The following is a 14464-nucleotide window of genomic DNA, read 5'->3' as shown; positions in this document are numbered from 1 at the left end:
ACTGACAGGAAGGGCCCGGACTCCTGGGAGTCCGGGCCCTTTCGCGTCCTGCTGGAGAGGCGTCTTCCCGTTGAGCGGTCGGTCCGTCGCGGGATCAGTAGATGTTGGCGTCGACGGACGGGCCGTCGCTGCGGGTGCTGTCGATCTGCGCCCGGAGCGCGATCTCGTCGTAGACCCGGACCTCCTTCACGATCCGGCCGCCCTGGATCAGGAACTGGGACATGCCCAGCACGGTGACCGGCTTGCCCGTCAGCGGGCCGAACTCGGGGTTGCCGCGGTAGGTGCCCTGCATCGTCCACATGACGGCCACCCGCAGCCCCGCGTACCGCTCGGCGTAGTTGGTCTGCACGTCCCGCACTTCGAAGCGCGCGTCGGGGAACGGCCCGACCATGGCCAGCAGGTCACGCTGGTAGCGCTCGGGACGGATGACGGTACGGTCGCCGATCGTGTGCAGGAAGAGGTCCCGCGCCATGAAGTCGTTGACCTTCTGCAGCCGGCGCTGAGTCCACACCTCGTCGATGAATTCGAGGACCATCTCGCACTCGGGCCGGTAGTCGTCCGGGCGCGGCCCGCTGACGCCCTCGGCGAGGACGTCCTTCGGCGGCGCGTCGAGCATCGAGCCGGTCCAGCCCTGGAAGCGCAGGGCACGGGCCGCCTCGTCCGGGTCCTGGCCGCGCTGGAGGCAGTCGGCGAGTTCGTCGCGGACGACCCACTCCTCGACCATCCGGCCCCTGCGGTAGAGGCAGTTGGGGATGGTGCGCTTGCGGATCCGGACGTTCTTGCCGTCCACGAGGTGCTCGTCGGCGGAGAAGACCAGGTGCGAGCTGAGGAAGGCGTCGTCCCCGCGGGCCTCCCACACCACGTCCTCGGCCTGGCCGATGTGCTGCGGCGTGCTGCCCATCCGCATCGTGCTGCCCTCGATCACGCCGTCGCGGCCGACGACGGTGCCGAGGCTCGTGTGGACGATCGAGTCCGGCTCGTAGTTGTCCACGATGTAGGAGATGTCCCGGCCGACCCAGATGCGGTCGGTGACCTCGCGGATGAAGTCGTCGGGGTCCTCGTAGGGGCGGTAGGCGACGGGATCCAGTGCCATGGTGCTGTTCCTTTCCAGAGATGAATGCGTATGCACGAAGGGGTCGGTCAGGGGGTTCGGATCAGGTTGCCCGGCGCGGTTCCTGACGGTGCGTCGGGCCGCGGGACGGTGGCGCTCAGCGCGCGAACTTGTCCGCGCCCAGGTGGCTCCGGTACGTCTCCGTCATGAAGGAGGTCACCACGACGAGGGCCAGTACCGCGGCCGCCGCGAGGTAGACCCACACGGCGTAGATCGTGCCGAAGGAGGAGACCAGCAGCGTCGCCACGAAGGGCGTGATGCCCATGAAGATGGAGAACGAGGCGTTGTACGCCATCGCGCCGGCACTGAACCTGGTACGGGTCGCGAAGAGTTCCGAAAGGCAGACCGTCACGATGCCGGTCAGGAAGAACTCCGGGATGATGTAGATGAGTTGGCTCGCGATCGCGGCGCCGAAGGTGGCCTGTTCGCCGACGTAGAAGGCGAGCGGCACCAGCACGATGCAGGCGACGGCACCCATGATCAGCATCGGTTTGCGGCCGATCCGGTCCGAGAGGATGCCGGCGAGCGGCAGCAGCGGGATGAGGACCGCGACCGAGATCGCGTTGGACGCCAGCGCCATCCAGCGGGGCAGCCCCAGCGTCCCCGTGAGGTACTCGGGATAGAAGGTGACCCAGCTGTACGACAGGATCGCCAGCATGATCGAGACGCCGCAGTAGACGAGGATCGGCCGCAGCTGGGACCGGAGCGCCTCGCGGATCGGCGCCTTGACGACCTGGGCGCCGTCCGCGGTGGCGCGGACGAACTCGGGGGTCTCCTCGATGCGCTTCCGCAGCCAGACGCCGACGGCGCTGAGCGGCAGGGCGAGCAGGAACGGGATGCGCCAGCCGTAGGAGTCGAGCGCCTCCCCCTGGAACACCGCGCTGGTCAGCGCCGCGGTGCCGGCCCCGGCGAGGATGCCGAAGAAGCAGCTGTTCGAGGCGTACGACGCGTAGTAGGCGCGCCGGTGGGGCTCGGCCCACTCCACGACGAAGGCCACCGCGCCGACGTACTCCCCGCCGGAGACCATGCCCTGGACGATGCGGATCACCAGGAGGAGCAGCGGCGCGACGAGCCCGATCTGGTGGTACGTCGGCAGCGCGCCGATCATGGCGGTGGACACGCCCATGACCACGATGGTCCACAGCAGCGTCTTCTTGCGGCCCACCCGGTCGCCCCAGCGGCCGACCAGGCTGCCACCGAGGGGGCGGAACAGACAGGCGATCGCGATGACCGCGTAGGTGCTGAGCACCGCGACGGTGGGGTTGCTCGCGGGGAAATAGGCGGGGGCGAGGATCGGGGCCAGGTAGCCGTAGAGCCCGTAGTCGAACTGTTCCACGAAATTGCCGATACTGCCTGCGCCGATGGCCCGGCGTATCGCCTTCCGCTTCTCGGGGTCGGCGGTCTGCGTGCCGTCGACAGCTGTGGGTGGCGCTACAGCGGACATGGCTTCTCCGTTCGCGCGATGGGGGAGTCAGAGGGGGTTCACAGGGCGGTGGGGGGAGGTACGTGCGAGGTATGCACACGCGATGTGCATACGTATGAAATGCGATGCGCCGACACTAGAGAGGGCGGTGGGGAGCGTCAAGAGGTGTGACGCGGGTCAGCGGCCGTCTTCTCCGGCCGCCTCGGCACCGGGCGCGGTGAGGGCCCGGAAGGTGTCCATCAGGACCTGCGCCGCGTTGTAGAGCACCAGCTGGGCCCCGGCCCGTTCGGCGGCCCTGGCGGCGGCGATGCCGGGCACGATGGACATGACCGCGGTACCGGCATCGTGCGCCGCCCGGTACGTCGCGGCGATGAGCCCGTCGAGGGTCTCCTTCGGCGGGAAGCCGCAGTCCACGGCCAGGTCGGCAGGGCCGACCAGGACCGCGTCGACGCCTTCCGTCGCGACGATCTCCGGGGCCGCCGCACAGGCCCGCGCCGTCTCCACCATCGCGACGACCAGGGTCTCTTCCGCCGCCGCCAGATGCTCGGCCGCGGTGACCGTACCAAAACGGCCCGCCCTGCTGTACGTGGCGAACCCCCGCTCCCCCAGCGGTGGATAACGGTCCCCCGCCACCGCCCGCCGGGCGTCCGCCGCGCTGTCGATGTGCGGATGGATGATCCCGGCCGCCCCCAGGTCCAGGCAGCGCAGGGCGAGCGCGGGCTCGGCGGAACCGACCCGGACGAGTACGTCGATGCCCTGCGCGGCGGCCGCGGTCAGATGGTGCTGGAGCGCCGTCGTGTCGGCCGGACCGTGCTCGCAGTCGATGACCACGTAGTCGAGGCCCGCCACCCCCGCCATCTCCACCAGCGTCTCCGACGGCAGCCGGAACAGCGCGCCGTACAGCCGCTCCCCCGCGGCCAGCCGCTGTCTGAGCGAGGGACGCGGCCGCGGTGCCGGGCGCCCCTCCGTCGCGTCCGTCATCGCGCCACCATCCCCGCGGACAGGTCGATGTCGGCACCGCACAGGCCCGGCATCCGCAGCATCGCCGTCACGGCGGCCCCCACTTCTTCCTCGGTGACCATCCGGCCGAGCGCCGACCGGGACACGAAGGCCGCTTCGGCCTCCTCGTAACTGCTGCCGGTCCGCTCCGCCTCCAGCCGGAAGTTGCGCGCCATCCGGGGGCCGGAGACCGGGCCGGGCGAGAGCGAGTTCACCGTGACGCCCTGCGGGCCCACCTCGCCCGCGAGCGTCGTGGTGAGGCCGATGACCGCCATCTTCGACGCGCAGTAGGGGGTGCGGCGCAACAGCGGCCGCTTCCCCGACACCGAGGCGATGTTGATGACGTCGCCCGCGCCGCGCGCCGTCATGGCGGGCAGGAAGGCGCGGCACATCAAGAACACACCGCGGACGTTGACCGCGAAGACCTCGTCCCAGTCGTCCGCCCGGATCTCGGTCAGCGGGGCCACCGGTCCCGCGATGCCGGCGTTGTTGACGAGGACCGAGATCTCCTCACCGGCGAGGCCGTCGGCGAGCGCGGCCACCTCGGACGGGTCGGACACGTCGCACACGCGGGGGAAGACGCCGGGGCCGAGCCGCGCGGCGGTCTCTTTCAGGGCGCGCTCGTTGCGGCCGGTGATCACCACTCGCGCGCCATCCGCCAGCAGGGCCTGGGTGATGGCGGCCCCCAGTCCGCTGCCGCCACCGCTGACGAGTGCGGTACGCCCGGCCAGCGGCCCCGCCGCGGCCGTCATGCGGCACCTCCGGTGTGACGCGGCGGTGTGCCGTTGTGGACGCCCGCCTCTCCGGTGGGTTCGGTGGGTGGTGGACATCGGAGCATGACGGACTCTCCTCGGGTGCGGAAGCAGGGGTGCGGAAAGCGGTGGCGTTGTGCGGGCGGTGGGCAGGGGGTGCTCGGACGGGGGCCGGCGCGAGCGGCGAAACCGCAGGTCAACTGGGTCGGAACGCCGAGGCGCCGCCGGGTGTACGGGGTGCCGGCCGGGCCCCTTCCGCCGCCGCGACCAGGGCGCGCAGCGCGGTGGTGACGGGCGCTGGCTGCTGGACCGGCAGCAGGTGACCGGCGCCGGGGACCGCGGTCAGCCGGGCGTCCGGTGCGGCGTCGGCGATCGCGCGGTGGAAGTCCGGCGGGCACAGCGCGTCCCGTGTGCCGTACAGGACGGTCACGGGGCAGCGGGCGGTGCGCAGTGCGTCGTGCGCGTCCGAGCGGGTGGCCTGGGCGGCGAGCTGGGCGCGGGCGGCGTCCGGGCCGACCCGGTACGCCATGTCCCGGTAGCGGGAGGCCAGTTCGGGCGGCGGGGCGGGCACATCGAACATGCCGGGCAGCGTCTGCGCAACGGCTTCCTCGAAGCGGCCCTCGGCGATCAGCCCGTCCATGGCACGCCAGGCGGCGTACTGCTCGGGGCGCGGGGCCCCCGCGTTCGTCGACATCGCGCAGAAGCCCGCGACCCGCTCGGGCGCCCGGCGCAGCACCTCGAAGCCGACGATCGCCCCGAGGCTGAGCCCCACGAGGACGAAGGGGCCGGGTACCGCCGACAGCACCTCTTCCGCCTGCCGGCCGATGTCCGGCCGGGTCAGTGCGACGTGCCGGACCTGGTGGTGCTCGGGGAACGCCACGCCGGACCAGAGGCCGTGGTCGCACAGCATGCCGGGCACCACCACGAGCGGCAGCGGGCCGGGCGCCCCGTCCGGAAGTGCGCCGGCCATCAGCGTCGCGCGGAGCGGGGCAGCAGGGCGTACGGGGCGACGTAGCCGTTGTGGTCGACGCCGAGACCGGCGTCGGCCGCGGCCTTGACGACCTCCTCGTCCCACTCCAGGCGCACCCGGGCGTCGCCGCCGTTGACGATCAGGACGTCGCCCTCCGACTCCCCCACGTTCCGGAAGGTGCGCCAGGCGCCCTCGGGGACGGAGAGGATGTCGCGCGGCCCCAGGCGTACCGAGACGGGGTCGGTGCGGTTCAGTGTGACCTCCCAGAGCCCGTCCTTGACGATCAGCGTCTGGGTCTCCTGCTGGCGGTGCGGCGAGACACCCTGGCCGGGCTCGGCGCGCAGCCAGGCGGCGTTGTGGCCGTGCGGGTTGTGGATCCGGGGCTCCTGGTGCAGGTCCTCGGTCATGCCGTAGCCGATGACGCAGCTCAGCCGCGCTCCGCCGCCGGGCAGTGTGCTGTCGAGGAAGGGGCGGTCGGACCAGACCAGTTCGTCGGAGGCCGCGATGCGCCGTTTCATCTGCTCGGGGCTGTAGCTGCGCAGCCGGTCGATGTACTCCTGCGCCATCGGCTTGGTCAGCTCGGTGTCGGCGGGCACCTCGTCGCCGGCGACCGTGTCGATGAGCTTGTTGTCGGCCGTGAGGTACAGGCCGTGGCCCTCCGCCTCGCGCAGCACCGAGGGGCCCCAGATGATGCCGCCGGTGTTGTCCATGCCGAGCACGGTGAACATCCAGCCGTCGTCCGGTCCGGTGTTGGTGAAGCCGCGGAAGATCCAGGTGGGGACGGATGCCACGTCGCCGGCCTTGAGGGTCAGTTCGCCCTCGGTGCCGTCGGCGCCCCAGCGCAGCAGGTACTCGCCCTCGGTGCAGACGAACACCTCGGCGGTGTAGTGCAGGTGGAGGTTGTTGGTGATGCCGTTCGGCATCGCCGCGGCGCCGATCTGGAAGCCGTGCGGCAGGCGGAGGTTGACGTGCTGCCCGGAGGACTGCGAGACCCCGGGCCCGATCATCGCGTAGTTCTCCTTCCGGTCCGAGCCCGGCGTACGGCAGTCGATGAAGGCCTGGTTGCAGGAGACGAAGTCGCTGCGGCGGATCGTGCGGCGATCCAGTTCTTCGGTGGTCACGACGGCGTCGGTCACGGTCGCTCCTTCTCTCGGAATTCCCCGTGGAATACGTATGCATTGATCTGACAACCACGCCTCCTGCACTGTCAAGGGGTCAACAGGGATCGATTGCAGACGTATGCCTGACGAGATCGGGCCATGGGGCCGGGCCCTGGGGCCGCCACCCGCACCGGAAGGTACATACGTATACTCATGGCCGTGCGGGACAGCGCGCGGACCATGGCGAGGGGATGAGGACGGGTGGCGATCACGAGTCACGATGTGGCGAGGCTGGCGGGCGTATCGCAGGCCACGGTGTCCCGTGCGCTCCGTGACGACCACCGGGTCTCGGCGGCCACCCGCGAGAAGGTCCGGCAGGCCGCGCAGGCGCTGAACTACTTCCCCAGCGAGGCGGGACGCACCCTGTCCACCCGCGCCACGCGCCGCATCGGGGTGATCGTCACCGATCTGACGAACCCGTTCTACCCGCATGTCGTCGCCCCGCTGCACGACGAACTCCAGGCCCTCGGCTACCGCATGATGCTGATCACCGAGCGGTCCGACGAGGCGGTGGCGGGCGAGAAGCTCCTGGACCAGTCCCTGGACGGGGTGGTCCTGGCGACCGCGACCACCGAGTCCCGGCTGCCGGCCCAGCTGGACCGCCGCGACATCCCCTACGTGTTCCTCAACCGCGACACCGGACAGCCGGGCGACTACGCCTCCGTCGTGGACAACGAGGGCGGCGGCCGGCTCGTGGCCGGCGTACTCACCGAGCTGGGCCACCGCCGCATCGCCGGCATCTTCGGCTCGCCCAACACGACCACCGGCCGGGACCGTGAGCTCGGCTTCCGCCTGGCGCTCGCCGAAGCGGGCCTGGGCCTGCCGGACAGCCGCGTCGTCCGCGGGGCCTTCGAGTACGCGACGGGGTACGACGCACTCCCCCGGCTGCTGGCCGCCGACGAGCCGCCCACCGCCGTCTTCTGCGGCAACGACGTGGTCGCCATCGGCGTGCTCAACGCCGCCATCGCGGCCGGGCTTCGGGTGCCGGACGACCTGACGGTGATCGGCTTCGACGACCTCCCGATGGCGGACTGGGAGGTGTTCCGCCTGACCACGGTCCGCCACGACCTGCGGGAGCTGGCCCGCCAGGCGGCGCGCCTGCTGGTGCGCCGGATCACCGGGGAGGCCGATCCGGCCGGTGAACGCCTCGTCCTGCCGACCGAATTCGTCCCCCGGGCGACCCACGCGCGTCTGCACTGAACCACTCGCCGGATCGCCGGTCAGCGCTGCGGCGCGGTCTCGTGCCGGGCGGCCGGGTCATGGGCGCCGGCGTCCGGCGGTTCCGCACCGTCGGAGTGGCCGGGGCCGGTGCCGCTGCCGTACTTGCGCTGGAGCCGCATGCCCATGGTGACGAGGACCGCGGCGAGGCCGAACGAGAGCCACAGTTCCAGGCGGTGCCCGGGGAGGATCGCCATGAGCACCAGCACTCCCGCGATGAACACGATCGTGGCCACGGTGAGGTACGGGAAGAGCCACATCCGCACCTCTGCGGGCTCCTCCTGCCGGCGCCGGGTGGCGTACTGGGTGACCGCGATGACCAGGTACATCATCAGGGCGATCGCACCGCTGGACGCCAGCAGATACGTGAAGACCTGCGGTACGACGTAGTTGGCGGTCACCGCGACGACGCCGACGACGGTGGAGGCGGCGACCGCGTTGCGGGGTACGCCGCCGCGCGAGACGGTCGCGAAGGCCGCCGGGGCGTCCCCGCGCCTGGCGAGGGAGAAGGCCATGCGGGAGGCGGTGTAGATGGCCGAGTTCAGGCAGCTGCAGACCGCGATGACGACCACCACGTCCATGATCTGGCGGGCGCCCGGGACGTTCATGCGCTCCAGGACGGCCTGGTAGGAGCCGTTGGCCAGCCCGTCGGCGTTCCACGGCACCAGGCTGACCACGAGGAAGATCGACCCGATGTAGAAGAGGCCGAGCCGCCAGACGACGGCCTTGATGGCCTTCTTGATGTTCTTCTTCGGGTCCTCCGACTCGGCGGCGGCGATGGTGACGATCTCGCTGCCCTGGAAGCTGAACATCGCGGTGAGCAGCGCGGCGAGTACGGCGATGCCGCCCTTGGGCGCGAATCCGCCGTTGCTCCAGAGGTTCGACACCCCGCTGGTGCCCGAGCCCGGCAGCACGCCGAACACCGCGAGGAGGCCGAGGACTAGGAAGCCCACGATCGCGATGACCTTCAACAGCGCGAACCAGTACTCGAACTCGCCGTAGTTGCGGACGGCGAGCAGGTTGGTGCCCGCCAGTACGGCGATGACCGCGAAGGTGGGGATCCAGGTCGGCACCCCGGCCATGCCGCCGAGGACCTCGCCCGCTGCGATGGCTTCGATGGGGATGACGAGGACGTAGAACCACCAGTAGAGCCAGCCGATGGAGAATCCCGCCCAGCGTCCCAGCGCCCGGTCGGCGTAGGTGGAGAAGGAGCCGGTGTCGGGGTTGGCGACGGCCATCTCGCCGAGCATCTGCATGACCAGGACCACCAGCGCGGCGGCGGCAAGGAACGCGAGGATGACGGCGGGTCCGGCGGTGGCGACGGCGGTGGACGAACCGACGAACAGGCCGGCTCCGATCACACCGCCGATGGAGATCATGGTGATCTGGCGGCCCTTGAGCCCCTGGGTGAGCTCTGCTCTGCCGGGTTCGCCGGATGGCGGTGGGACGGGTGACTCGTGTGGCATGGGGTGGTCCTCGGGACGTGTGACGGGCCCCGCCTCCCGGTTGCCGCGGAGGCGGGGCGGACGAGGCTACAGCTGGTCGCGCAGGGCCGCGGGGACGGAGTCGAAGGCGCCCGAACGCCGGCCGATCTCGTCGATGCGCAGGGTAGCGGTGGCGCCGTGCGCTGCGAGGCCCTCGAAGGCGGAGATCCGCTCGACGGCCGGGGCCAGCGCTGCCGTGCCTTCCTTGGCGGCCCGCTGGTAGGTCAGCGGCTTGAGGAAGCGGGATACCGAGAGCCCGGCGTTGTACCGGGCCGTCTTGCCGGTCGGCAGTACGTGGTTGGTGCCGGCGATGCCCTTGTCGGAGTAGGCCACCGTGCTCCACGGGCCGATGAACAGCGACCCGTAGTTGGTCAGGTTCCGGAGGTAGAAGTCGTCGTCCTCGGTCTGGATCTCCAGGTGCTCGGGGCCGAGGACGTCGGACACGGCGACGGCCTCGGCGGCGTCGCGGACGACGATGACGGAGCCGTAGTCGCGCCAGGCGGCGCCGGCGATCTCCCGGGTGGTGAGGGTTTCGAGCTGCCGGTCGACCTCGGCGATGACCTTGCGGCCCAGCTCCTCGGAGGTGGTGATCAGCGCGGCCGGCGAGTTCGGCCCGTGCTCGGCCTGGCCGAGCAGGTCAGCGGCGACCCAGGCCGGGTCGGCGGTGTCGTCGGCGATGGCGGCGACCTCGGAGGGGCCGGCCAGCAGGTCGATGCCGACCTGCCCGAAGAGCTGCCGCTTCGCCTCGGTGACGAAGGCGTTGCCGGCGCCGACGAGCATGTCGACGGGGGCCTCGCCGAGCAGCCCGAAGGCCATCGCGCCCAGGGCCTGCACGCCGCCGACCGCGAAGACCCGGTCGGCCTGCGAGAGGTAGGCGCCGTACAGCACGGCCGGGTGCGCACCGTGCTCACCCGAGGGCGGGGTGCATGCCACGACGGTGGGCACCCCGGCGGCCTTCGCCACGCCGACGGTCATGAAGGCGCTGGCCAGCAGGGGGAAGCGGCCGGCCGGGAGGTAGGCGCCGACCCGGGTGACGGGGACGTACCGCTGGCCGCCCCGCACTCCGGGGGCGAGCTCGATCTCGAAGTCGGTCAGGTGCTCGCGCTGAGCGGTGGCGAAGCGGTTCGTCCGCTCGTAGCCCATTTCGAGCGCGGTGCGGACGTCGGGCGGGAGCGCGTCGCCGGACTTCTTCAGCTCCTCGGCGCCGATCTCCAGCTTCCCGGACCAGCCGTCGAGCTCCTCGGCGTAGGCGCGTACGGCGTCGAGGCCCTTGCGCTCGATGGTGGAGAGCATCTCCGATACGCGCTCGACGACCTTGGGGTCGCGCTGCGCGGGAGGGCCGTCGACGGCCGGCTTCTTGAGCCACTGGAACGGGGCGAGTGCTTGCGCTTCGTGGTGCGTGATCTGCATGTCAGGGACGGTAGACGCGGCTCCGCCACAGGACCAGAGGAGTGATTCCTGGGCTTCCCACAGGCTTTCCCTATGGCTCCTGCGTCACCCGCTGCGCCTCGTCACGGAGCTCGCGGATGGTGTCCTCCGCGAGGCGGGCGAGCTCCCGGGTGGCCCGGGACAGGGGGTGGCCCCGCCGCCTGACCAGGGCGATGGTGTCGTAGAGCGGCTCGGCGAAGGGCGCGGTGCGCAGCCCGGCGGGGAAGCCGGGGCTGTCGATCACCGCTCGGCTGGCGATGGTGTCGCCCACCCCGGCGGCGGTGAGGTTCAGCGCCGCCTCGACGCGTTCCAGTTCCATCAGCGGTTCCACCCGGACGCCGGCCAGCTGGGCGCGCTCGGCGATCTGCCGCCGGGTCGGGTCCTGCCAGCCGTAGTGGGCGTCGTACAGCACGAGGGGCGCCGCGGCGAAGGCCTCGATGGTCACGGGCGCCGCTGCGCGTTCCGGGTCCGCGGTGACGTAGAAGACCTCGTCCCGCATGAGCGGCCGTACGACCAGGCCCTCGTCGTCGATCGGCAGCACCACCAGGCCCGCCTCGATCTTCCCGGCGGCGACGGCGTGGGCGGTCTCGGCGGAGTTCTGGCCGACGAGCCGTACGCGGACGGCGGGGTACCGGGCGTGGAAGGTCTGCGCGAGGTTGGCGAGGAGGTAGTAGTCGGCGTTGCGCAGGACGCCGAACGTGGCGGTGCCGCCGCCCAGCGAGCCGAGGGACCGCACCGCCTTCGCTCCGCCGTCCGCAGCGCGCAGCGTTTCCTGCGCGTACGGCAGCAGCTCGCGCCCGGCCGCGGTGAGGGCGAGCCGGCGGCTGCCGCGGACGAACAGGACGGCGTCGAGTTCCTCCTCCAGGCGGCGCACCAGCTCCGACACGGAGGCCTGCGCGATGTCCATGGCGGCCGCCGCGGCGGTGAAGGAGCCGAGCCGCTCCGCCTCGGCGAACGCCCGCAGCTGATTCAGCGTCATGACGTCGCCCGCCGGGCGGGAAGGTGCGGCTCGGCCGGGGTGCGGGGGCGGTGGTGGCCGTCCGGTGCGAGGGCCGCACCGCGGGGTGTTTCTGTACGCATGCGCGGCACTATAGGACAGCCCTGTGCGCCCGCCCCGAGTGCCCGGCGCTGCTCCCTACAGGCGGCCCGACGTGCGCTCGTTCCACAGCAGCCAGCCGAGGTAGGCCCCGCCGGCGACGCCCGTGACCACGCCGACCGGGAGCAGCGCGGAGTGCGAAATGCGCTGGGTGGCCCAGTCGCAGCCGCAGACCAGGACGGCGCCGGTCCATGCCGCGGGCAGCAGGTTGGGGCCGGCGGTGCGGGTGATCCGGCGTGCCAGTTGCGGGGCCGCCAGCGCGACGAAGGGGATGGGGCCGGCCGCGGCGACGGCCATGGCGGTCAGTCCGGTCGCGGTGGTGAGCAGGACCAGGCGGGTGCGCTCCGGGGGGATGCCCAGTGCGGCCGCGGAGTCGTCTCCCATCTCCAGCAGGGCGAGCCTGCGCGCGTGCGCCAGTACCACGGGGACGAGGAGGAGCAGTCCGACGGCGGCGATGCGTACGTCGCCCCAGTCGCGTCCGTTGAGGGAGCCGACCATCCAGGTGGCGGCCTGGGCGGCCTTGCCGATGTCGGCCCGTACGAAGAGGAAGCTGGTCAGCGATCCGAGGACGGCGGAGGCGCCGATGCCGACCAGCACGAGCCGGTAGCCGTGCACGCCTCGTTTCCAGGCCAGCAGGTACACGGCGGCGGCTGTGGCCAGGCCGCCGCCGACGGCGCCGAGGGCCGTCTGCAGGGTGCCCGAGTCGAAGAGGATGATGGCGACCAGTGCGCCTGCGGAGGCGCCGTTGCCGAATCCGGTGATGTCGGGGCTGCCGAGCGGGTTGCGGGTGAGGGACTGGAAGACGGCGCCTGCCATGCCCATCGCGAAGCCCACGAGCAGTCCGTCCAGGGCGCGCGGCAGGCGGAGGTCCATGACGATGAACTCCGCGCCCGGCGGTCCGCCGCCGGCCAGGGTCCGCAGCACGTCCACCGGGTCGATGGCGAACCGGCCGGTGCCGATGGCGAGCACGGCGGCGCTGAGGGAGACGAGGCAGAGGACGAGGGAGACCAGGACGGCGCGGCGCCCGAACCGCAGCGACCACATGCCCAGCCGGACGTGGTCCCGCGCGAGGTGTGCGCGTGGGTGTGCCGTACGGCTGCCGGTCGCCCTGTTGGCGGTGCTCACAGTTGGACTGCCTTCCGTCGGCGCACGAGGTGGATGAAGAGGAGGCCGCCGAGGAACGCCGTGACGATGCTGACCTCGATCTCGGAGGGCGGGACGACGACGCGGCCGACGACGTCGGAGACGAGCATCAACGTCGGTGCGTACAGCGCGGAGTAGGGCAGCAGCCAGCGCGGGTCGGGGCCGCTGAGCGGGCGGACGGCGTGCGGGATCATCAGGCCGATGAAGCCGATGGGGCCGCACACGGCGGTGGCACTGCCGCACAGCAGGGTGATGGCCGCGATGGAGAGGATCCGCGTGTGACCCGGGTGGGAGCCGAGCGCGCGGGCCGTGTCGTCTCCGAGGGACAGCGCGCCGAGCGGGCGGGCGAGGGCGAACGCGAGCAGGGCACCGAGCGCGAGCAGCGGCAGGACCCGCCACAGTGCGTCCGGGGCGCGGCCCGCGAGGGTGCCGGCGGTCCAGTGGCGCATCCGGTCCAGGGTGGCGAGGTCGACGAGCTGGAGGCCGTTGACGTAGCCGAACAGCGCGGCGTTGACCGCGGTGCCGGCCAGCGCGAGCCGTACGGGTGTCGCGGCGCGGCTGCCGCCGAGGGCGTTGACGAGTACGGCGGCCAGGGCGGCGCCCGCGAGCGCGAACCAGAGGTAGCCGTTGAAGCTGTCGATGCCGAGGACGCTGATCGCGGTGACGACGGCGGCCGAGGCGCCCGCGTTGACGCCGAGCAGTCCGGGGTCGGCGAGCGGGTTGCGGGTCAGTGTCTGCATCACGGCGCCGGCGAGGCCGAGGGCCGCGCCCACCGCCGCACCGATGAGGGTGCGGGGCAGGCGCAGCCGGCGCACGATGGCGTCGTTCTCGGTGTGGGCCGGGTCGAAGAGCGCGGTCCACACCTGGTCGAGCGGGATCTGCCGGGTGCCCACGGCGAGCGAGACCGCCAGGGCCGCCACGAGCAGGACGACGCCGAGGCCCAGCCCGAGCACGCGGCGGGAGCGTTTCCGTCGGGTGGGGGCCGGTTCCCCCGCGGCCGGTGCGACCGCGGGCCCGGGGGTGACGCGGGCGGTCACGGGCGTGGCCTGTGCGCGGCGACGACGGGGACGGCCGCTTCGGCGGCGCGGGCGGCCCGGTACCGGGTGCATTCGGTGTACGAGGGCAGGATGCCCCGCTCCTCCGCCTCGGCGAGGGTGGGGGCCGCGGCGTCGCGGTCGGACAGTTGCGGTGTGATGTCCGCCGGCCAGTCGATGGCGAGGCGGGGGTCGAACGGGTGCACGGTGTGTTCGTTGCGCGGGCGGTACGGTGTGGAGCACAGGTACACCACGGTGGCGTCGTCGGTCAGGGCGAGGAAGGCGTGGCCCAGCCCTTCGGAGAGAGAGACCGCCTCGCCCTTGTCCGCTTCCAGGCGCACCGCCTCCCAGGTGCCGAAGCCGGGCGATCCCACGCGCAGGTCGACGACGACGTCGAGAACGGCGCCGCGGAGGCAGGTGATGAACTTGGCCTGGCCGGGGGGTACGTCGGCGAAGTGGATGCCGCGCAGGCTGCCGCGGCCGGAGACCGAGCAGTTGGCCTGCGCGAGGGCGGCCGGGTGGCCACAGGCGGCGCGGAACTCGTCGTCGCGGAACCACTCGTGGAAGCTGCCGCGGCCGTCGCGGTGGACGGTGGGTGTGCGGACCCAGGCTCCTTCGATGCTCAAGGGGCGCATGGTGGTCCTCC

General features: G+C 72.1%; 13 protein-coding genes. 1 reads left to right on the top strand and 12 read right to left on the bottom strand.

What is annotated here, in order from left to right; genetic code table 11:
* Positions 1-94: 94 nt before the first annotated feature.
* The 6 genes from ACZ6WH_RS00995 to ACZ6WH_RS00970 all read right to left on the bottom strand — a co-directional run bounded on the left by ACZ6WH_RS00995 (position 95) and on the right by ACZ6WH_RS00970 (position 6391).
* Positions 95-1093: a nuclear transport factor 2 family protein gene (locus tag ACZ6WH_RS00995; RefSeq protein WP_469725021.1), complete on the bottom strand. Its 999-nt coding sequence runs from the start codon at positions 1091-1093 to the stop codon at positions 95-97.
* Between the two features lie 115 nt (positions 1094-1208).
* Positions 1209-2555, bottom strand: coding sequence for an MFS transporter (locus ACZ6WH_RS00990; RefSeq protein ID WP_469725019.1), 1347 nt, complete (start codon positions 2553-2555; stop codon positions 1209-1211).
* Between the two features lie 156 nt (positions 2556-2711).
* Positions 2712-3515: an HpcH/HpaI aldolase family protein gene (locus ACZ6WH_RS00985; RefSeq protein ID WP_469725018.1), complete on the bottom strand. Its 804-nt coding sequence runs from the start codon at positions 3513-3515 to the stop codon at positions 2712-2714.
* A complete protein-coding gene (locus ACZ6WH_RS00980; RefSeq protein WP_469725017.1) occupies positions 3512-4285 on the bottom strand; it encodes an SDR family NAD(P)-dependent oxidoreductase in 774 nt (257 codons plus the stop codon). The genes ACZ6WH_RS00985 and ACZ6WH_RS00980 overlap by 4 nt, the downstream gene beginning before the upstream one ends.
* Positions 4286-4481: 196 nt before the next feature.
* Positions 4482-5255, bottom strand: a complete 774-nt coding sequence (locus tag ACZ6WH_RS00975) for an alpha/beta fold hydrolase (RefSeq protein WP_469725016.1) — start codon at positions 5253-5255, stop codon at positions 4482-4484.
* Positions 5255-6391 carry a cupin domain-containing protein gene (locus ACZ6WH_RS00970; protein WP_432850715.1) on the bottom strand — a complete coding sequence of 379 codons (1137 nt, stop codon included), beginning with the start codon at positions 6389-6391 and terminating at the stop codon, positions 5255-5257. Before ACZ6WH_RS00970 ends, ACZ6WH_RS00975 begins: the two co-directional genes overlap by 1 nt.
* Positions 6392-6616: 225 nt before the next feature.
* Between ACZ6WH_RS00970 and ACZ6WH_RS00965 the strand changes: the two genes are divergently transcribed.
* Complete coding sequence (locus ACZ6WH_RS00965) at positions 6617-7615, top strand: LacI family DNA-binding transcriptional regulator (RefSeq protein ID WP_432850717.1); 999 nt, start codon at positions 6617-6619, stop codon at positions 7613-7615.
* 20 nt (positions 7616-7635) lie between these two features.
* On the opposite strand, the gene ACZ6WH_RS00960 is transcribed toward ACZ6WH_RS00965, so the two are convergent.
* The 6 genes from ACZ6WH_RS00960 to ACZ6WH_RS00935 all read right to left on the bottom strand — a co-directional run bounded on the left by ACZ6WH_RS00960 (position 7636) and on the right by ACZ6WH_RS00935 (position 14453).
* Positions 7636-9099 (bottom strand): amino acid permease, encoded by a 1464-nt coding sequence (locus ACZ6WH_RS00960; protein WP_469725014.1) that lies wholly within the window; start codon positions 9097-9099, stop codon positions 7636-7638.
* Between the two features lie 66 nt (positions 9100-9165).
* Positions 9166-10527, bottom strand: coding sequence for a histidinol dehydrogenase (gene hisD / locus ACZ6WH_RS00955; RefSeq protein WP_469725013.1), 1362 nt, complete (start codon positions 10525-10527; stop codon positions 9166-9168).
* 70 nt (positions 10528-10597) lie between these two features.
* The gene (locus ACZ6WH_RS00950; protein WP_432850723.1) at positions 10598-11524 is read right to left on the bottom strand and encodes a LysR family transcriptional regulator; all 927 of its coding nucleotides are present in this window, start codon (positions 11522-11524) and stop codon (positions 10598-10600) included.
* Between the two features lie 156 nt (positions 11525-11680).
* Complete coding sequence (locus tag ACZ6WH_RS00945; RefSeq protein WP_469725011.1) at positions 11681-12766, bottom strand: FecCD family ABC transporter permease; 1086 nt, start codon at positions 12764-12766, stop codon at positions 11681-11683.
* Positions 12763-13821 carry a FecCD family ABC transporter permease gene (locus ACZ6WH_RS00940; protein WP_469725010.1) on the bottom strand — a complete coding sequence of 353 codons (1059 nt, stop codon included), beginning with the start codon at positions 13819-13821 and terminating at the stop codon, positions 12763-12765. Before ACZ6WH_RS00940 ends, ACZ6WH_RS00945 begins: the two co-directional genes overlap by 4 nt.
* On the bottom strand, positions 13818-14453 hold the full coding sequence (locus tag ACZ6WH_RS00935) for a dTDP-4-dehydrorhamnose 3,5-epimerase family protein (protein ID WP_469725008.1): 636 nt from the start codon (positions 14451-14453) through the stop codon (positions 13818-13820). Before ACZ6WH_RS00935 ends, ACZ6WH_RS00940 begins: the two co-directional genes overlap by 4 nt.
* Positions 14454-14464 lie beyond the last annotated feature (11 nt).

Source organism: Streptomyces sp. NPDC050806 (assembly GCF_055586425.1).
The sequence above is the reverse complement of the archived record's forward strand: the minus strand, read 5'-3'. Positions and strand labels throughout refer to the sequence as shown.